The 19,398-nt window shown below is 42.9% G+C and carries 16 protein-coding genes; 4 read left to right on the top strand and 12 right to left on the bottom strand.

Annotation, left to right across the window (positions count from 1 at the left end; translation table 11 throughout):
• Position 1 precedes the first annotated feature (1 nt).
• The 6 genes from ODOSP_RS00595 to ODOSP_RS00570 all read right to left on the bottom strand — a co-directional run bounded on the left by ODOSP_RS00595 (position 2) and on the right by ODOSP_RS00570 (position 5,863).
• Positions 2-1,240, bottom strand: a complete 1,239-nt coding sequence (locus tag ODOSP_RS00595) for a type III PLP-dependent enzyme domain-containing protein (protein WP_013610482.1) — start codon at positions 1,238-1,240, stop codon at positions 2-4.
• Positions 1,241-1,245: 5 nt separating this feature from the next.
• Positions 1,246-2,202, bottom strand: a complete 957-nt coding sequence (locus ODOSP_RS00590; RefSeq protein ID WP_013610481.1) for a PseG/SpsG family protein — start codon at positions 2,200-2,202, stop codon at positions 1,246-1,248.
• Between the two features lie 150 nt (positions 2,203-2,352).
• Positions 2,353-3,042 carry a pseudaminic acid cytidylyltransferase gene (gene pseF, locus ODOSP_RS00585; protein WP_013610480.1) on the bottom strand — a complete coding sequence of 230 codons (690 nt, stop codon included), beginning with the start codon at positions 3,040-3,042 and terminating at the stop codon, positions 2,353-2,355.
• Positions 3,039-4,202: a UDP-4-amino-4,6-dideoxy-N-acetyl-beta-L-altrosamine transaminase gene (pseC, locus tag ODOSP_RS00580; RefSeq protein ID WP_013610479.1), complete on the bottom strand. Its 1,164-nt coding sequence runs from the start codon at positions 4,200-4,202 to the stop codon at positions 3,039-3,041. Before pseC ends, pseF begins: the two co-directional genes overlap by 4 nt.
• Positions 4,199-5,221 carry a UDP-N-acetylglucosamine 4,6-dehydratase (inverting) gene (gene pseB / locus ODOSP_RS00575; protein WP_013610478.1) on the bottom strand — a complete coding sequence of 341 codons (1,023 nt, stop codon included), beginning with the start codon at positions 5,219-5,221 and terminating at the stop codon, positions 4,199-4,201. The genes pseC and pseB overlap by 4 nt, the downstream gene beginning before the upstream one ends.
• A 150-nt stretch (positions 5,222-5,371) precedes the next feature.
• Positions 5,372-5,863: a DUF6261 family protein gene (locus tag ODOSP_RS00570; protein WP_041556211.1), complete on the bottom strand. Its 492-nt coding sequence runs from the start codon at positions 5,861-5,863 to the stop codon at positions 5,372-5,374.
• Positions 5,864-5,983: 120 nt separating this feature from the next.
• On the opposite strand from ODOSP_RS00570, the gene ODOSP_RS19540 reads away from it, so the two are divergent.
• Entirely contained in the window at positions 5,984-6,250 is a 267-nt protein-coding gene (locus ODOSP_RS19540) for a hypothetical protein (protein WP_013610477.1), read from the top strand.
• 579 nt (positions 6,251-6,829) lie between these two features.
• Here the strand turns inward: ODOSP_RS19540 and ODOSP_RS00565 are convergent.
• Positions 6,830-8,113 (bottom strand): L-cysteine desulfidase family protein, encoded by a 1,284-nt coding sequence (locus ODOSP_RS00565; protein ID WP_013610476.1) that lies wholly within the window; start codon positions 8,111-8,113, stop codon positions 6,830-6,832.
• A gap of 321 nt (positions 8,114-8,434) precedes the next feature.
• Here ODOSP_RS00565 and ODOSP_RS20565 point away from each other — a divergent pair, with 321 nt between their 5' ends.
• Positions 8,435-8,956 carry an SPOR domain-containing protein gene (locus tag ODOSP_RS20565; RefSeq protein ID WP_013610475.1) on the top strand — a complete coding sequence of 174 codons (522 nt, stop codon included), beginning with the start codon at positions 8,435-8,437 and terminating at the stop codon, positions 8,954-8,956.
• 6 nt (positions 8,957-8,962) lie between these two features.
• Here the strand turns inward: ODOSP_RS20565 and ODOSP_RS00555 are convergent, their stop codons facing one another.
• Positions 8,963-9,910, bottom strand: a complete 948-nt coding sequence (locus tag ODOSP_RS00555) for a GSCFA domain-containing protein (RefSeq protein WP_041557085.1) — start codon at positions 9,908-9,910, stop codon at positions 8,963-8,965.
• Between the two features lie 97 nt (positions 9,911-10,007).
• Between ODOSP_RS00555 and ODOSP_RS00550 the strand changes: the two genes are divergently transcribed.
• Positions 10,008-10,565 (top strand): manganese efflux pump MntP, encoded by a 558-nt coding sequence (locus ODOSP_RS00550; protein ID WP_013610473.1) that lies wholly within the window; start codon positions 10,008-10,010, stop codon positions 10,563-10,565.
• On the opposite strand, the gene ODOSP_RS00545 is transcribed toward ODOSP_RS00550, so the two are convergent.
• The 4 genes from ODOSP_RS00545 to ODOSP_RS00530 all read right to left on the bottom strand — a co-directional run bounded on the left by ODOSP_RS00545 (position 10,531) and on the right by ODOSP_RS00530 (position 17,734).
• Positions 10,531-11,847 (bottom strand): ArnT family glycosyltransferase, encoded by a 1,317-nt coding sequence (locus ODOSP_RS00545; RefSeq protein ID WP_013610472.1) that lies wholly within the window; start codon positions 11,845-11,847, stop codon positions 10,531-10,533. The two genes, ODOSP_RS00550 and ODOSP_RS00545, sit on opposite strands and share 35 nt — an antisense overlap.
• 108 nt (positions 11,848-11,955) lie before the next feature.
• The gene (locus tag ODOSP_RS00540; protein ID WP_013610471.1) at positions 11,956-13,416 is read right to left on the bottom strand and encodes a RagB/SusD family nutrient uptake outer membrane protein; all 1,461 of its coding nucleotides are present in this window, start codon (positions 13,414-13,416) and stop codon (positions 11,956-11,958) included.
• Positions 13,417-13,427: 11 nt separating this feature from the next.
• Positions 13,428-16,532, bottom strand: a complete 3,105-nt coding sequence (locus ODOSP_RS00535; protein WP_013610470.1) for a SusC/RagA family TonB-linked outer membrane protein — start codon at positions 16,530-16,532, stop codon at positions 13,428-13,430.
• A gap of 551 nt (positions 16,533-17,083) precedes the next feature.
• Positions 17,084-17,734: an ISAs1 family transposase gene (locus ODOSP_RS00530; protein ID WP_262496254.1), complete on the bottom strand. Its 651-nt coding sequence runs from the start codon at positions 17,732-17,734 to the stop codon at positions 17,084-17,086.
• Positions 17,735-17,883: 149 nt separating this feature from the next.
• Here ODOSP_RS00530 and ODOSP_RS00525 point away from each other — a divergent pair, with 149 nt between their 5' ends.
• Positions 17,884-19,242: a transposase gene (locus tag ODOSP_RS00525; RefSeq protein ID WP_013610468.1), complete on the top strand. Its 1,359-nt coding sequence runs from the start codon at positions 17,884-17,886 to the stop codon at positions 19,240-19,242.
• The last annotated feature ends 156 nt before the right edge of the window (positions 19,243-19,398 follow it).

The raw sequence follows: 19,398 nt of genomic DNA, 5'->3' as shown, positions 1-19,398 counted from the left end.
ATCACCAGTTAAAAATTTCAATGAAATTATCAAAATTGCTTCCCTCTCTGAGAGAAATGAATTCATTATTTTTTAGAATTGCTATATGAGGTAAGAATTGTATAAAATTTGCCCCCATTACAAAAGTGTAGCCTCCAACGTTATCTATTTCCAAAAAATCTCCCTGATGAACTTGACGACAAGTTTCTGTTCTTACCAGAACATCAGATTCCATACAGGTAGAACCTGCAAAATCAATTCTCTTCGTTTCAACATTGTCAATAACACGTCCGCTGATTATTTGAAATGGTATTTTCATTGTATGCATGGATGGACGGATATGAAACATATTACCGTCAACCTGTGCAATCCAACGGTTACTCCGTTTCTTTACATCAAAGACTTTTGTTATATAAGCCATTGAAGAAGCAGCCACAGACATTCCCGGCTCTATTACCAAACAGGGCCTATTTTCACAAAACCAACGGTTTGTATGAAGCTTTGCAATTATTACTTCTGCATAATCCTTATAAGAAGGTGTTGCATAACCAAACATACCGGGAGGTACTGGTCCAAAAAATCCGCCTCCAATATTGATGTATTTAATATCTAATTTATAATGATGCTGTATTTCAAATAACTTATCAATGATCTGGACATAATTATTTATTGCCCTATTCTTGGATGAAGTATGGCCATGTAATGAAATTATTTTACAATTAATTTTTGTCAAACGCTCTATAGCCTTATCTATTTCATCCTCCATAAAACCAAAACGACCACTTTCCTCCTCTCCGTAAATTGCAGAACAACCATTTTCATCCTTAATGGAAACATTGACACGTAACCCTATTTCAAACTGATTTTCAGGATATATTTCTTTCAAACGTTCCAAATAATCTATTTCATAATCACTATCAATATTAATAACAGATCCATTTAAAAGTGCAGTAACAAATTCACTTTCCCGTTTAATTGGTCCGTTAAAAATAATCTGATTCCCGGTAAAACCTACTTTCAAAGCTATCTGATATTCCAAAAAAGAAACCACCTCTGCATAACACCCCTGCTCCAGAGCTAACTTGCACAGATACGGTAAATAATTAGTCTTAAATGAATATCCGACTACAATATTCTGATATAGTGATTTAAAAGCAGCCCGAATATCTCTCAGATTATTCAAAAATAAATCTTCATTAACCAAATAAGCCGGAGTCCCTATTTCCAGTTCCAGTTTCTTACATTGTTCAAATGTATACATATTGCTTATAACCTTTCAAATATCTCCAAAATCTTAGTAACCTGATTTTTATAATCAAAATCAGGAATAATTACCTTTTCCCTGGAGGTAAATATTCTATCCATATTCATTTCAAGACTATTGTCCCGCAGATAACCTAAAGGATAAATGATATGTTCATCTTTTAAATAATTGTAATATTCATACTGATTATCTACATAATAACCAGCTGCAACAGGTAATTTACAAGCCAATGCTTCGTTGCAAATTGTACTCGCAGAAAAGATACCCAGATCCGCCTCGTTAAACAATCTGACGATTTCCTCTGCAGACACCCGCCTATATACCTTAACCCTCTTTTGATAAACCGGATCGACAACAACCGTATCACCTGCAATGACGCTTACCTCCAAAGGCTTATCCGTCAGGACCCCCAAAACCCGGTCAGTCAAACCGTAAGGATCAGCCCCTCCCAAAGCCACCACTACCTTATCGATTGTATCACTATTTCGTAAACGGACATTATTTATGAAAGGCTTTCTTAAAAAAGCCCACTCCATACCGCAATAAATCTCTGTAAAAGGTTCGGCTGAATAATCCGCAGGATGACAAGGATCCGGACAAAAAATCACATCACAATAAAAATGACGGGTATGAATATCATCAATACAAATCAGCTTACATCCTTTTTCTTTTATCTGTTTCTGAAATGATGTATCATAATAGTAATTGTCTAAAACAACAATCTCATCGCCGTTCAAAAGAGATAAAAAATTTTCAAACTGGTTTTTCAATCCAACCAAAGGTATATACTCACATACCTTATTCATTTCCTGCAATTGATAGGACGTCGGTGACAAAGTCGTGAAAACACAGTTGAAATTCTCCCGCAGCATATCGGCCAAAGCCAGTGACCGGATAAAATGGCCATAACCGATATCTGCCCCCGCATCAGCCCGGAAATATATCTTTCTTTTACTCATATTCTGTTATCAAAAGTTCTATTTCTGCCCTATACATCTAGCCAGATAAACTGGTGCAGTCAACAGAGACTTGCCAGGGAAGAGGAATAATGTTTCAGCATTTGCACCTGTCAAATCTAATACAACCGGCATCGGTACGGAAAAATCTTCTTATCTGGTATGTAATAATTGATATTTCATTTCTGCTAATTTCCAGTCTGTCAATGTATCCAAATCCTGGACTTCCAATTCCGATAAAATTATTCCACCAGTATTGGCTCCCCAAAAATCTTTATGTTGATAAAAAGGCTCTACTTTCGATATGTAAAACTGTCCGGCATCATGATAAATCATTTCTAAATCCTGAGAACGGCTTTGTATGTACTCCGGCCATACCATCCGGATTCTTCCATCCTCAATTTTTAATCCCCTCTGTACCGGATAGGAATAGGCCACTGCCGTAAAAACCGAGTCAAAATGATTCTCCGTCAATAAATGATAGGCATCTTTCAAAACGCTTGCAGTAACGAACGGAGCTGTGGAATATATACAGCACAAGGTATCGTATTCGATACGCTGTTTTTTATAACATTCCAACACTTCCAGCATGACATCCGCAGTCGTTGCATAATCATTCGCAGTTTCCGCCGAACGCATAAACGGAACCTTTGCGCCGTACTGCCGGGCAACCATTGCTATTTCTTCGTCGTCTGTCGACACCATTACTTCATCGAACAAACCGGATTCCAAAGCGGCTTCTATCGAATAAGCAATAATCGGTTTACCCATAAACGGTTTAATATTCTTCCGGGGAATCCGTTTACTGCCTCCCCGGGCCGGTATGATTGCTATGTTTTTCATCGATTCACAAATTCTTTTACCTTACTGATCACATACTCCTGTTCCTCGTCCGTCAAAGTCGGGAACATCGGCAGACTCAGGCAATGGCGGTAGTATTCTTCCACCACCGGCAAATCACCCGGCTTATTACCCAGCTCCCGGTAATAGGGCATCAGATGTACCGGAACATAATGTACTTGGGCATAGATCCCGTTTTCGTGCAGATAATTGTACAATCCCAAACGATCGGGTACCTGAACGACATATAAATGGTAGGCATGGTAAACCCCGGAAGCTATAAAAGGCGTTTTTATCTCCCCGATGTTACGGAAAGCTTCCGTGTATCGGACTGCAATTTCCTGCCGACGTTTCAGCCCCTCATCAGCACGTTTTAGTTGTGAAATTCCCAAAGCGGCCTGGAAATCCGTCAGCCGATAATTAAAGCCCAACTCCCGCATTTCGTAATACCAACCACCGTGATTTTCACACAGATACGCCGGATCTTTGGTAATGCCATGGGTCCGCAACAAACACAAACGATCATACAGTGTTTTATTGTTCGTTGTCACCATTCCGCCTTCTCCCGTTGCAATATGTTTTACAGGATGAAAAGAAAATACAGCTACATCGGCATAACGGCCATTTCCACACAATTGCTTTTCGCCCTTACTGTCAGTGAAATATCCGCCCGGAGCATGACAGGCATCCTCCAGTATCCACAATCCATATTCGTCGGCCAGCTTTCTGAATTCTTCCATCTGATGCGGATACCCCGCAAAATCCACCGGAACGATACCCTTGAAAGTGCCCTTCGGATGAGCTGCAAGCAATTCCCGTAATTTCCGGATATCCATCAGATAGGTATCCCGGTCAATATCACAAAACACCACTTCACCTCCGCAATAGCGGATACAGTTGGCACTGGCTGCAAAAGTCATCGGCGTCACGATCACTTTATCCCCCGGTTTAAGTCCCAAACTGCTCGCTGCCAAATGCAATCCGGCCGTAGCATTGCTCACGGCAACAGCATAACGGGCATTGACATAGCGGGCAAACGCCTGTTCAAATTCCGCAATTTTCGGCCCCTGCGTCAGATAATCCGACTTCAGAGTCTCTACGACAACCTGTATATCCTCGTCCGTAATATGCTGATGACCGTATGGAATAAATTTCCGAATCATTTTACTTCAAAATTTGGATCAACAAACTCTTTTATTTTAGCACGCAATGTTTCTACCGTTTCCCACTCCTCATTCTGGTCGGAACTATAATGGAATCCCTGGGGTACAGGAACGGCCTGATGATGTTGCAAATACTCTTCCCTTTGATGTTTGAAAGATACTGAAGGAAGAATGGCATAATACTGTCCTAAATCAATAGTATTCAAGGCATCTGTAACTGTGATCATTTCTTCATGCAGTTTTTCACCCGGACGAATTCCCACTTCCACCAAAGGGATGTTCGGAGCAATCGCTTTAGCCACATCTACAATATGATAGGAAGGAATCTTCGGTATAAAAATTTCTCCACCCAAATGATGTCCGATAGCATACATCACCAAATCCACGCCTGCCTGTAAAGAAATATTGAAACGGGTCATCCGCATATCCGTAATCGGCAGTTCTTTAACGCCATTATCACGCTTATGGATAAAAAATGGAATAACCGATCCCCGGGAACCCATGACATTTCCGTAACGAACCACAGAAAATTTAATGTCTTTCGAGCCACTGATATTGTTAGCAGCTGTAAATAGTTTATCGGAAGTCAATTTCGTTGCTCCGTATAAATTGATCGGCGCACAGGCCTTATCGGTCGATAAAGCCACCACGTGTTTCACTCCGGTTTGCAAAGCTGCGTTAATCACATTCTGAGCTCCGTGAATATTGGTCTTGATACACTCTTCCGGATTGTATTCGGCCGTATCAACCTGCTTGATAGCCGCTGCATGGATAATCACATCGACCCCTTCACAAGCCCGCTTCAACCGTTCCCCATCCCGGACATCTCCGATAAAAAAACGCAATTGAGGATACTTCGATTCCGGATATTTCTGCTTTAGCTCAAACTGTTTCAATTCGTCTCGGGAATAAATAACAATTCGCTTCACCTCCGGATAACGCTTCAGAATGGTTTCCACAAACTTTTTACCGAAAGAACCCGTTCCTCCGGTAATTAACACTGATTTACCATTTAACATTTCAAATTGGAATTATAAGTCACTAAAAACAGTATCCCGGAAAAGGATAAAACTGTTCCAGAATACCGTCAATTTTCTAACAATGATGTATATAAAATAAATTATGATGTAAGGATTAACATGAATGGTATTAAAAAAAGGTGCCTAAAGTTATTCCTCCACAGGCGATGGAGCCGGGGTGTCGGTAGAAGAATCAGAGTCGGCGGTCTCATCGGATTTCTTACAGGAACGGCGACAGGCAACCACGTTGTGTAATTCGGCCACCAGCTGGTTGATACGGTCAATGATGTACTTGTAGGCTGCATCACCGTTCACAATAGCAAGGGCGTTAACCATTTCGCACAGCTTTCCGAAAGTCATCTGTGCTGCCTCGTGGGCTACTTTGGCGGCGTCCATTGTGGCTTCGGAGGTAGCATCCGAACGGGTGAACATCATCTGCTCGAATTGTTCGCTAGCCGTACGGAGAACACTCATCCAATGCCCGGCAAACAACGTTTGGATATGGGCGGCATTGGCTTCGAGCTTCAGGTCCTGCATCAGATTCTTGATGGCGCCGGTTTCCTGGCAGTAAGGCATAGCCGGGATGTTATGCCTATACTTGCCGACCAAAGCCAGCAGCACCTCGCAGATATTCGAATTCATCCATCGAGGTCTCTATACATTTCAAATTCTGTATATCCGTTCCCCCGATAGAGGTAAACCTTCCATACGTTTTTTCGTCCTTTATCTTTCCATGATTAAAAAGAATATAGATTACCGGATATGAATCGCATAGAAGAAAAAACTCACCCCTATGCCGATGAAATACCACAGATGGAAATCCGCGACACCGAAGCGGTCGCACCTGGTCAGCAGAAAAGCGATAGCATCACTACCCACAATGACAGCCAGGGTTCCCATCAATGTCGCCGGGATGAAATGTTCGTATTTTCAGACAAAGTAAAAATAAAAATCCCCTACAAAATATCCTCCCTCATCTATCTTTGTCGCTACCGGGAGAATCGAACTCCCGCTCCCGAACCATCGTAGCGGCGTTGCCTTCGGGGGTTTCCCCACCGGATTGGATACCGGTTCACGCCCGGTCTGTTACCCTACGCGTGTAGCAACCCACGGCGACGCCACCGGGAGACTCTTTTACGTCCAAGAATGAAAAGGAGCTCGGTCAGCCAGGAGAAGAAATAAACTGAAAAGAAAACTATCGTTTGGAATGATAGATAAGATTATAAAACACAGAACATATTGAAAATTTGAATTGATCGTACAAATTTGTCGGCAATATGTTTACAAAAAAAAACGAACGATTAAATTTGTAATAAAAAATAGCTGGGGAGGTTAATGAATAAATTTTGAAAAGATTGATTAGGTGAAGATTATAAAATAGTCAGAAAAAGAAAAGAGATTCGAAACATAACTGTTTTAATCGTTCGTTTTTTTAACATTCGAACTACTTGATTATCTCTTTGTAAGAACAGGGAACAAAGATACATATTAAATTTGTTGTGTACAAATTGAATCTGGAATTAATCCGGGAAAATCAAATAAAAAAATCCCGGAATCGTGGTCTGTAAAACACCAAAATTCCGGGGAATAGTATGTAGAGAAAAATTATTATTGTTTCCGACACATAATGTTCAGAATCGTCTTATCGGTCTGTTCCATACCGGTGGTACCGATGATTCCGACATTGCGGATCGTTTTTTCAATATCTTCTTCAATAATACCGTCATTGTGAGTTTTGATTCCTTTCATGGATAACAGAGCGGCCTGTACGGCAGCAGAAACGCCGGAATATACTTTCAGGGCACAACCTTGTTTCGCTCCGTCACACATCATTCCGGTCAGGTTGGAACACATAGTCTTAATAGTGTTGACTACCTGTTCGTAGGTTCCCCCCATCAGATAAGTAATCGCCGAAGCAGCCCCCGTACCGGCAATCAGAATTCCACACAAAGCAGAAAGGTGTCCCATATAATAATGGATATGGGCAGCTACCAGATTACTCAAAGCCAAGGCCCGGATCAATTGCTCCCGGGAACAACCGAATTGTTCGGCAGCCACGACGACAGGAAGATAAACCGTAATTCCCTGATTTCCACTACCGGAATTAGTCATCACCGGTTTTTCACAACCGTCCATCCGAGCATCGGAAGCTGCGGTGGCACAAATCAAGGCATTGTTCAAAAAGTCGTTTTCCAACAACCCTTTGTCGATATTTTCTTTTAAGGTCTTACCGATCTGCAGACCGTATTCACTCTTCAAACCTTCAGCCGAAATCGCTTTGTTCATTTCAGCACCTTCCAATACAAACTCGATCTCTGCAACGTCGATCCGGTGGATAAATTCCCAGATCCGGGCTATACTTAATTCAGCACGATCGCTCTTTTCGGCAGCTACCGGCGTAAAATCTTTACGATAAACTGCTTTCCCGTTCTTTTCAACCAGAATAATATTGGTATGTCCGTGGACAATCACTGTTTTTACCGTATCGTTGCCTTTCTTACAGATGGCTTCTGCATACAATTTATCGGGAGCATCTTCTTTCAAATGGATAACGACAGCCTGCTTGTCCAATAAAGATTTAGCAACAGCCAAATTATTACAAGCAGAAACTTCCTTCAATACTTCCAGGCCGTATTCAGTCTTTCCACAAACAGCACCCAAAGCAGCGGCGATAGGCAGTCCGGTCATACCGGTACCGGGAATACCTACTCCCATTCCGTTCTTATAGATATTTCCACTGACGAACACTTCGATATGTTCCGGAACACCACCCAATTCCTCTTTACATCGGGCACAAGCTAAGGCACAAGCAACCGGTTCCGTACAACCTAATGCCGGAATCGTTTCCATTTTCAGTACTTCTATGATTTGTTTATCTGTAGCCTGACACATAAAATTTTATTTTTGATTGATGAAGCAAAATTATTTCTTTTTATCATATCCACTCCTCCGACCTCCTGTATTAACGCTTTTTTAACTTGATTTACATCATCAAAGTAGTCTTTTCCCGGGGATTTCCAACACAAACAATGACCAATATCGTCACTCTCAAAAGCACACCTTAACCCGTCTGCGAGTCGACCCCAATGTTCCCTCCGAATCTCTGAATAATCATTTTATTGACGAACAAACACACTTTATCCAGGCGGCAAGATCAAGAAAATATTTCACGATTTACTCTAAATTCCTTATCTTCGCAAAAAATTTTAAATCATGAATAAATATTTATTCTTTATATTATTCCTTTTTCCGGTCCATTTGTTTGCACAAGAAGCAGATACCCTGATCGTGGAAGCAGAACCGCATTACGATATTCTTCAGGAACTCAGGACGGAAAGTCATAACGGCGGACAGGTAATCCTCGACAGTGACACGCCGATAGACAATTTGCTGCAATGGCACATCCATCTGAATGAGAAAAAGAAAACTTTTACAGGTTACCGGATTCAAATCTATTCGGTCAGTTCATTCGGCTGCAACATCGAAAACCTAAAGGAAATGCGGAATAAGTTCGAAGAAACCTTCCAAGACATTCCGGCCTATTTGAAATATTTCGATCCGGATTTCAAAATCCGGGTAGGTAATTACAGAAACCGTTTGGAATGTATTCCTGATTTACACCGGATCCGTAAAATTTATCCGGCCAGTTATGCCGTAAAAACAGAGATTTCCCTGGATGAACTGAAACGAATCCCGATGCAGGATATCGTGACCGGGACAGAAACAGCGGAATAACCGGAATCAACTGAAAGAAATACTGAGTTCACGTTCAAGCCGTTCACGCTCCTGAGCTGTTTTTTTCATCAATTCCTGATAAACAGACGAATCAGGATCTGTAGGTCGGTGTAATAAAGTCTTGTTTATTTTATCGATGCGCTTCATCCACGCTTCGGTTGCCGAAGTCATATACAGGGACTGAAACTTCTCCCAGATATATTCGATTCCTTGCGGAGAGATGTGTAACATATCTTCTGTATAGAAACGATAATCCCGAAGCTCGTCCATCACGATCTCATAAGAAGGGAAATAAGAGACATAATCCAGCCTTTGCTTCAATTTATCGATGGCCAGCAACAATACCGCTTTACTCAACTGGTTGGCATGTGCTCCGTCTTTCCAATGCCGGATAGGGCTCACGGTGAACAGCACCCTCATATCCGGATAACGACTGTGCAGGCGGGACAATAAATCGGTATACACTTGTTCGATATCTTCGGGGCTTAATCGGAAACGCTCGAAATCAGTGGCCGGAAATTTATGACAATTGGCAACGACTCGTCCCAACTGCCGATGACGGTATACCCAGGCAGTTCCCCAGGTAATCACCAGGACATTTGTCGTTTTTAAATGAGCTACCGATTTTTCCAATCTGGAATTTATACGCTGTAAACAGTCCCCGGCTTCCCTGGCGGAAAACCGTCCATGATGGCTCAGACTCACCCACAGTTCCCCGTTTCGTAATAAATCGGCCTGCGAGAATCGTTTACCGGCCAATAACAACTCCAGCGTATCAGCCACAGACAGGGGATTATATACAATACCACAAGGATTGATATCCGTCTTGAACCTGAAATATTCCAGCTTCGCTCCAACATTTTCGACAAAGCAGGAACCCAGCATCATGAGCCGGGTCGAATAATCGATCCGAAACGAAGGTTTATCCAATTTGACAACAGTCTGTAGTTCCATTTTTTCCACTAATTTCATCACAAAGGTAAGTCACCTTTTCGTTTTTACCTTTTACTTTTTACTTTATTTTCTATCTTTGCAGAACAATTTTTGTACAATGAGCTTTATCACCATCCTATTAATTGCAATCGGTCTTTCTATGGACAGTTTAGCGGTCAGTATCAGTGGCGGCATATGTATGAAACCGTTCTGTATCAAGAAGTCTCTGAAAATGGCTTTGACCATGGGGATATTCCAGGGGGGTATGACCTGGCTGGGATGGGCGATGGGTATTCATTTCAGTAATTATATCACCGATTTCGATCACTGGATCGCCTTTGTTTTATTGAGTTATTTAGGTGGAAAGATGGTCTACGAATCCTTCAAAGAAGAGGATAGCCACCTGATTACCTTTTCTAGCCGGATGCTTTTCACCCTCGGCGTAGCGACCAGTATCGATGCCCTGGCTGTCGGCGTGAGTATGGCTTTTCTGAAAACGGGCATCTGGTTTCCGGCTTCAGTTATCGCTTTCACTACTTTCTTCCTTTCTTTCAGCGGAGTGATCTGTGGCTTCCGGTTCGGAAAAATCAAAGGCCTCAAAGTAGAACTACTCGGAGGCCTTATCTTAATTGTAATCGGTGTTAAAATACTGATCGAACATACTTTATTGGATTAAAGATCGTCAGAACAAAGGGACGGGGGTATTGTTCCAAAAAATAGAACAATATCCCCGTCCCTTTGTTTTCCATATACGACACCCGCATACGCAGACCGCTCCATACCAATACAAAAACCACACCCAAACAAATACAAGTCACAACAAACCACAACAACAAAGTCATCTTCCCGCAACTAAACATAAATATCCATCCCGCAACGGGCAAAAGTGCCACAGCAATTGCAACGAGCCAAACATTACTGCGGAATATCAGACTATCCGTTCTTTTTACAGCACCACAGACAAAACTTTTTTTCCACCAATCTACCAGTTCCCCCATTAACATACTGGCAGGTATGAGCAATGGGAATATGTACCTCATCTTCTTTTCCGGCAATAAGGACAGCAAAACAAGTGCCACCAACATCCACAACAATGGCAATAAATACAATTTATTATGTCTCAATTGCCTATTCCATACAGGCAGGACAGTTGCCGTAATCAGCAGACCTGCCCACACCCCCGATTCTAAAAAGAATTTCCAATAATAATACCAGGGACGTACATTATAACTAATCCACGCCCCCGATTCCTTTCCCACAACCGCAGCCAGTTCATTCGGATAAGATAAGTGAATATATACAAACCACCATCCACCCACCACCAATGCAATCACACACATTACGCCAATCGCAACCCGACACCCCTTGATACAAGGTCGCATCACAAAAGCAAACGCTATAACAAACGGCAGCAAGAGAGCATAAACAGACACCGGCCCTTTACTCATGATGGAAAGACCCGCCAGCACACCCGCCACGATACAATGACGCCACTTCCCGCCCATTCCTTTTATTGCCACCGCCAAATGATATACCGCCCCCAGCATAAATGCATGACAGTATATATCCCACGATGCCGTACGTCCCATCAGTATCACATTATGGCATGTACACAAAATCAGCGCAGACACAAAAGGAGCAACTCCTAAAATGTTTTTTACAAAACAATAAAAGTAGAACACCAAAAGGAGGGCTGCCAAGCCTGCCACACCGCGTTGCCACCCCAGATTGTCAGGAGCTATCATCTCAACAACGGCAGTCAGCCATGTCGGCAACGGTGGTTTCTCCAAGCGCAATTCACCATTCATCGTCGGAGCAATCCAGTTGCCGTCATAAACCATTTCTCGGGCAGTAACTATATTTCTTGACTCCATTATGTCCGGCACCAATACTGAATTGTCCACAAAGAATGTCGTCAGACAGACCAAACACAAAAGCACCCATCTATCAATACTCATAAACAAACGCATCATTAATTTCAGTGGTCAATATACTGAAAAAAGCAAACAACCTAATCATTCCACACAAAAAAAAGCCGCCCTGTTCAAGAGCGGCTCCATATAGAATCAATCGTTCTGCACCATATTCGGATTTGAAGTCATTTCCTGTGTCGGAATCAGGAACTGCCACCGGATATCGCCGGCATCCACCTTCGCAGGCTTAAGGAATGTCTCTTCATGTCCCTTATCTGTACGGTCAAGCGACAGATTCAAACGCTTCATATCCATAAAGCGGAATCCCTCTCCCAAAAGTTCCAGACGACGCTGCAACATCACCTCTTCCACCAAGGCATTCCCTGTCACATCCGGAAGCTTATATTTCGGATCGCGGGCACTTACCAGCTCATACAGGACTTTCGCTGCTTCTTTGCTCTGGTCGGAGCGAGCCAACCCTTCTGCCTCAATCAGATACATTTCGGCTGCACGCATATAACAATAATCCCCGGACCAGTTGGCATAAGACGGCAGACGGAATTTATTCACCGTATAAGGAGGAACTTCAAATTCACCATTGTCACATTCCAATGTCGCACCGTCGGCACCGACACATACCGATTTCCTCACATCGCTGTCATTCATCGCATCATACAACTGCGAATTTATCCGCTTTTCATTACCGAGCTCATTATATCCTATTGAACAGGGATCCGTATTTGAAAAATAGGAAGCGTAAATAGTCGATTGGTCAACCTTTATCTGCATACCCCACATCCACTCCGGATTGTTCACACTGTTAAAACCGGCTGCGAACAATTCTTGCGGCATCAGACCAAAGCCCTGTCTCGCCTCGTGTGCCATCTTGGCAGCCTCTTTATATTTTCCCATCGTCAGCAACACTTCCGCTTTGATTCCCTGAGCCACATTCAAATTAAAATGGCTGATATGTATCCTATCTTCCGTCAACAGCATCATCGCCGAATCAAGGTCGGTATTAATGCGAGTATACACCTCTTCCACCGTACTGCGGGCTTTTCCCTCACTGGTCGGATGCGTATATACGGGGATTCCCAATTGGGTGTTACGGCCTTCCGGTTTATAACGCTCCGCATACAACTGCACCAACTTGAAATAGCTGTGTGCACGAAATGCGTACGCCTGTCCTTTCAGATTATCGCGCTCCTTCTGCTCTCCCTTCATGGCATCCACATGCGCAAGCAAAAGATTCATATTGTCGATCGTACCGTAATAGTACATCCATACAAATTTATTATCTTCATCATTCGCACTTCTGTGTGCCAACCAGGAATACCACGATTCATAATTGTTCCAGTAACCATCTCCCGTGTAATAATCCTCTCCCAGCATATCGGTCATGATATCCACCGCCTTCTGCCCGTATTGTGCATGAGACTCATAACTGATATAAGTGCGGCGCAACGTACCGTTCAGCAGCATCATACCTCCCTCCGTCGAAGTAAGCAATATATCATCCGTATATTTATTCGACGGTTCTCGATCCAAAAAATCACTGTTGCAGGATGTAAACACCAACATCCAAACCAACGGCAATATATATAGTATCTTCATAATTGTCTATTTTAGAAATTAATATTCAAACCAACAGAAACCACTCGGTTCGGCACGTAGGTATTATCGCTCACTCCGGAGAACGCCTGGGTCGGGTCCATTCCTTTCAATTTTGTAAAAGTCACCAGATTGTCCCCGCTCACAAACACCTTGACGGACGACATTCCCACACGGCTACTCCACTCCGCAGGAAGCGTATAGGAAAGATTGATGTTACGCAACGACAGGTAAGAAGCATCCTTCAAGAAGCGATTGCTGGATCTTGAAATATACCGATTACCCTTTTCAATTCTTGGCACATCGGTCACATCACCCGGTTTTCTCCAACGTTTCAATATATCCTTATGCCATGCATGTCCCAAACTGCCGGCATGCATCAAACGCTGGTAATTGCTGTCATACATCTTGCCTCCGACAGAATAGGAGAAAAATACCGACAGGTTCAACCCCTTCCACGAAAAATTATTGGTAAAACCGCCATATACTTTAGGGATAGCAGAACCTACATACTGTTTACTCTTCGGATCTTTGGACGCCAACGAATAATCATTTGTCTTTTCCCAGGCATCTCCGTTTTTATACCACCACAATTCATCTCCGTTTTCAGCATCCACCCCTGCCCATTTCATCAGCCAGAAATCATAGATAGAACCGCCTTCCACCCATTTTTTCGTACTGACCCAAACCTCATCTTGCGTCAGCTTAGTCAATTTATTCTTATAGTGGGTCAAATTAAAATCCAACGTCCACTTGAATGCCCTTTCCTTTAGAATATCAAAAGACAATTGCAGCTCTATTCCCTTGTTGTCCATCGATGCGGCATTCTGCATGATGGAAGGCAACCCAGTGGAATAAGGGACAGGAACAGCATACAGCATATCTTCCCCCTTACGGATAAAATAGTCCACCTCACCACGGATACGGTTCAGGAAACTGAATTCAAGGCCGACATTGAAATTGGTATTTTTCTCCCAATGCAAATCCCTATTGCCTGTCGTGCTATGAATGACGCCTCCAAAATCATGATTGGGATATGGCTCGAAGAAATTCTGCCATGCATAGTAATAGGGATATCCATTTTCATCAAGGATATTATCATTTCCTTGCACTCCGTACGACACTTTCAACTTCAAGTTGTCCATCCATTTGGCATTTTTCATAAAGGCTTCCTGCGAAATTCTCCAGGATGCACCCACCGACCAGAAGTCACCCCAACGGCTGTCTTTATAGAAACGCGAACTACCGTCCCGGCGATAAGAACCTGATATATAGTAGCGATTGGCATAATCATACCCCACCTGCCCGAACCAACCTTCTATCGCATGCTCATCGGTCTGGCTACTGCCATCCTCCAACTGCGCACCAAATACCAAATCATTCGACATCTCCAATGGGAAACCGGTACGCTGTGCAAAAACACTCTTCTCTACATACCGATAACTTTCATGTCCCACCATTGCAGATACATTATGCAGTCCGAGCTCTTTATTAAAATTCAATATCTGGTTGAATGTAAGCGATTCTATCCTCAAAGCCTCCACGCTGCCTCGTCCTCCGACATTGGCTGCATCACCGAACTTATTGTTATACATTTTGGTATAACGACGATTCAATATATCCGCACTACCGCTCACTTTGAAAGTAAAGTGGCGCAAGAACTTCGTACCGGCAGTGACGTTGATATTGAAATTATCGGTCTGATTCCAGACTGCATCATGAATCAATGTCGCCAGATTGTTGGTCCGTCCGTTGAAAGGGCGTTTCTCTCCATAATCAAAAACCTTGTTTCCCTCACTGTCCAATATATAATTACCTTGCTCGTCGCGCTTGTAAATCGGGAATATCGGAGCAATCATACGGGAATAAAAGAACGGGTTGATGGCATATGTTCCCGCTGCCTGCATCATCTGATTGCTCTTGTCATTGGTATACCCCATATTTCCCTCCAGATTGAACCAGTCGGTAAACTGACTGTTAATATTCGCTCTTGCCGTGAAACGCTGATAGTCCGTACGGGTCATAATCCCCTCCTCGTCCAGCCAGCCAAGCGAAAGATAATAGGTGGTCTTGTCCGAGCCTCCGCTCATGGAAAGCATATAATCCTGCTTCAACCCGGTACGGAACAGTGCATCGCCCCAATTGTCATGATAGAGCAACCGGGCGGAAGCATCCACCTTACCATCTGCACTTATCAGTTTATCGGCGGGAATGTTATAATTGTTATAGCCGCCGAGCTGCTTGTTGATAAGATTGGCTGCAGCATATTCGGAAGCCTTTTCCATGGATTGTCCTGTCCCCACCAACGCATTTCTGTATGCTTCCCAGGAAGTCTCGTAATAATCCTTTATTCCGATTCTGGAATATTCGGGAATTGCACGGGATGAAAATCCCCAGACAGCCTTGACGCTCAGCGTCGACTTCTCGGCATTTCCCTTTTTGGTCTGTATCATAATGACACCATTGGCTCCACGCGCACCGTACAAGGCTGCCGAAGCCGCATCCTTCAACACTGAAATTGATTCTATATCATCCGGATTGATGGAACTGATATCCCCGTCAAAAACAACTCCGTTCAACACATACAAAGGAGCAGAAGAGGATGACAGCGAACCGATACCACGGATACGGATTGCAGCTCCCGAGCCCGGCTGACCGGTGCCGCCCATCACCTGCAAACCCGGCGATGTGCCTTCCAATGCTTTGGTGACAGACACGACATTCATTTTTTCCAACTGTTCGTTCTTTATCACCTCTGCAGCACCTGTAAAGCTCGATTTTTTAGCTGTTCCATAAGCCACGACCATCACTTCATCCAATTTCTCGTTGGCAGACTTCAACCGAATCGTCAGATTCGCTTTGATTCCCACTTCCTGTGTTTCCATTCCCATAAACGAAACTATTAATTCGGTAGCAGATTCCGGCACTTTCAGCGTAAAATGCCCATGTGCATCAGAAGCCACCCCGATAGATGTACCCTTGACCAATACCGTAGCACCGGCTATCGGTTCATCATTTTCTGCAGACAAGATACGTCCTGAAACATTTTTCGTCTGCGCACTCAGCATGCATACCCCCATCCAAAGGAATGCAAGTAACAGATACAATCGTTTTCTCATAAAAATAGGTTTAGGTCTAAAAATAGTTAATAACAAATACAAATGCCTGTCCATATTCAGAATGCATTTGCGCCGAGCCGTCAAACCCGGGGAAGCACGCTCAGTTTTATCGTACGCTTTACATGAGCATATTCTCCATCTCATCTAGGAACCTGCAGTAAACATATCAAACTTTTTTGACATTCCAAAAAAAATGCAAAAAAAAAACTTAACAGACCATTAATATTTTCTTAACATACAGTAAAACACCTATATTTTTCGCCCTAAAATTAAAAATCGGCTTTTTGCATACCAGGGCAACCGCACCAAAATTTCTATTAAAATATGTTTTGTGGCATAAATCATTAAAATATTTCAAAAAAAGTTGTGTAATTGGGGAATAAAGGTAATCTTGCAGATAGAAAAGTCTTAACATATGAAAATAGAACCTTAACGACTGGATTTTTTACGTGAAGATTTTGCAAACCAAAGTCTCTTGACTATGATTCGTGAGATCTTATAAGAGGTCTCTTTCCATAAAGAGGCCTCTTTTTATGATTTAGAAAATCAGATTAGTATCCCAATAATTTTCTTAAATAGTTAATATCCAAGGCTGCTTTGTAAAGTCTTCTTTTTAGACTCAGTTTGTCTTTTTGTTCTGATACGATATGTAAAGCTACTTTTCTAAGCACTGACAAGTTTTGCGAGGAGTATCCTTTCCTTGCCCTGCAATTATCCTCTTTAAAAGTAACATCCAGGTGCCAATGAAGTTGGTTTTCAATGCTCCGGTGTCCCCTTATCAGCTTTTGAAAGTAAGACGCGCTTAATCCGATCTCATCACTGATATAATATCTGGTTTCATAGGTTGTCTTCCCGTTTATTTCCCGACTTGACTCTATTTTTATAATCGTGCCCGGTCCCCTCCAGGATCGAATAGTTTCCGCAAGCAGATATTCCCTTGCAGGAAGAATGCAGCACTTCCTGACCTCTATCCTTCCATGATCTTTATCTACGCTCGTATCTTTATCAAGGCCGCCGTTTACTTTAAATGCACATTCAATATCTTCATACAGAGATTTCTGATTGCCCTTTACCGACAACAAATAATGGCCTTTCTTATCAAGTATTAAGTCAACGATCTCTCGCTGTGTCCCCATGGCATCTATGGAGACAATCGCCTCTTCAATGTCAATCTCCGACAAGACAGCAGGGATGGCTGTTATCTCATTAGGGACATTCAGTAAATAGTATAAAATTAGCCAACTAATTCATACATAAAATATTGCGAATTAGTTGGCTTTTTTGTATCTTTAGGTATTCCCCCGAAAATGAGGTTAGGTAGCCAAAACGGGGGAAATTTTCCAACAAAGATATGGCTAAGATACAAAATATTTCGGAAATTCACCCTACTTTGGGCTTTACAGAATTTGATATTATAGAAAAATATCGCAAGAGTTTTCATGAGAGTGAGCTTGGCAGACTTCATTCGGTTTTTCCGTTTGAGTGTATGGCAAAGACTATGGGTCTGTCGGAACAGCGACTGGGACGCAGGAACATCTTCAGTCCTTCGGCTAAGATCGCCCTCATGGTCCTGAAGGCATACACCGGATTCTCTGACAGGCAGCTGGTGGAACATCTTAACGGAAACATACACTACCAGATGTTCTGCGGGATTATGATAAATCCGTCCTTTCCCATAACCAACTACAAGATAGTCAGTGCTATCCGCAATGAGATAGCGTCCCGTCTTGATGTTGATTCCCTCCAGGAAGTGCTGGCTTCACACTGGAAACCCTATCTTGACAGCCTTCACGTCTGTATGGCCGATGCCACATGCTATGAAAGCCATATGCGTTATCCTACTGACATGAAACTCCTTTGGGAAAGCCTTGAATGGCTCTATAGATATATCTGCAGGCATTGTGTGGAACCTGGCATAAGACGTCCCCGCAACAAATACAGGAATGTAGCGGAGTCCTATCTGTCCTACTGCAAGAAAAGAAAAAGGAAGGCTTCGAGGACAAAAATGCTCAAGCGTCGTATGATCAGGCTTCTTGAAAAGCTCCTCATACAGAGGGATGAGATTCATCGAGAGTACGGAACCTTACTCCGCTATACCCAGGATTACCAGAAACGTCTTTCCATCATCAGAAAGGTTCTTGTACAGGAAAAGGAAATGTTTGTAGGGAAGAAGGTCAGGGACCGCATCGTCAGCATTGACCGTCATTATGTACGTCCCATTGTAAGAGGCAAGGAAACAAAGTCCGTCGAGTTCGGTGCGAAGGTCAACAACATACAGATAGACGGCATATCGTTCATCGAACATCTTTCGTTCAAGGCTTTCAACGAAGGTATACGCCTGAAGGACTGCATCCGCATGCAGCAGAAGCTCATGAATGTGAGGGTAAGATGCGTGGCTGCCGATTCCATATATGCCAATAATGCCAACAGAAAGTTCTGTACAAAATATGGAATATCAACATCCTTTGTACGCAAGGGAAGGGCGGCCAGGGATGAATCCTTGAGAAAGGTTCTCAGAAGTGAACTCTCCAAAGAAAGGGCCACCAGGCTTGAAGGCAGCTTCGGCACTCAAAAGCAACATTACTCACTCTCAAGGATAAAGGCACGGAACAGGAAGACGGAAATCCTTTGGATTTTCTTTGGAATACATACGGCAAATGCCATACTGATGATAAATAAGGTCAGGAACAGAGCGCTGAAAGCAGCATGATATGATTTTAACGAAAAAATCAGAAGAGGTCGTCAGACTTCTTCCGGAACGTCATGTCCTGCCTATAAGAGTATATGGGAAAATACAGAAAAATGACAATAAAAATGACATATGAAGTGATTATACTGGGGCATCTTCATATGCCATTGTATTTTA

This window comes from Odoribacter splanchnicus DSM 20712, from assembly GCF_000190535.1.
Classification (GTDB): Bacteria; Bacteroidota; Bacteroidia; order Bacteroidales; family Marinifilaceae; genus Odoribacter; species Odoribacter splanchnicus.
Note: the sequence above shows the minus strand (reverse complement) of the source record. Positions and strands in the feature narration are given on the sequence as shown.

Bases quoted from the DNA above. Each gene is read 5' to 3' on its own strand.
- pseC (WP_013610479.1), bottom strand. From the start codon at position 4,202: ATGATTCGGAAATTTATTCCATACGGTCATCAGCATATTACGGACGAG.
- ODOSP_RS00595 (WP_013610482.1), bottom strand. From the start codon at position 1,240: ATGTATACATTTGAACAATGTAAGAAACTGGAACTGGAAATAGGGACT.
- ODOSP_RS00565 (WP_013610476.1), bottom strand. From the start codon at position 8,113: ATGTGTCAGGCTACAGATAAACAAATCATAGAAGTACTGAAAATGGAA.
- ODOSP_RS19540 (WP_013610477.1), top strand. From the start codon at position 5,984: ATGAATCGCATAGAAGAAAAAACTCACCCCTATGCCGATGAAATACCA.
- ODOSP_RS00540 (WP_013610471.1), bottom strand. From the start codon at position 13,416: ATGAAGATACTATATATATTGCCGTTGGTTTGGATGTTGGTGTTTACA.
- ODOSP_RS00525 (WP_013610468.1), top strand. From the start codon at position 17,884: ATGGCTAAGATACAAAATATTTCGGAAATTCACCCTACTTTGGGCTTT.
- ODOSP_RS00590 (WP_013610481.1), bottom strand. From the start codon at position 2,202: ATGAGTAAAAGAAAGATATATTTCCGGGCTGATGCGGGGGCAGATATC.
- ODOSP_RS00550 (WP_013610473.1), top strand. From the start codon at position 10,008: ATGAGCTTTATCACCATCCTATTAATTGCAATCGGTCTTTCTATGGAC.
- ODOSP_RS00570 (WP_041556211.1), bottom strand. From the start codon at position 5,863: ATGAATTCGAATATCTGCGAGGTGCTGCTGGCTTTGGTCGGCAAGTAT.
- ODOSP_RS00535 (WP_013610470.1), bottom strand. From the start codon at position 16,532: ATGAGAAAACGATTGTATCTGTTACTTGCATTCCTTTGGATGGGGGTA.
- pseF (WP_013610480.1), bottom strand. From the start codon at position 3,042: ATGAAAAACATAGCAATCATACCGGCCCGGGGAGGCAGTAAACGGATT.
- ODOSP_RS20565 (WP_013610475.1), top strand. From the start codon at position 8,435: ATGAATAAATATTTATTCTTTATATTATTCCTTTTTCCGGTCCATTTG.
- ODOSP_RS00545 (WP_013610472.1), bottom strand. From the start codon at position 11,847: ATGAGTATTGATAGATGGGTGCTTTTGTGTTTGGTCTGTCTGACGACA.
- ODOSP_RS00555 (WP_041557085.1), bottom strand. From the start codon at position 9,910: ATGGAACTACAGACTGTTGTCAAATTGGATAAACCTTCGTTTCGGATC.
- pseB (WP_013610478.1), bottom strand. From the start codon at position 5,221: ATGTTAAATGGTAAATCAGTGTTAATTACCGGAGGAACGGGTTCTTTC.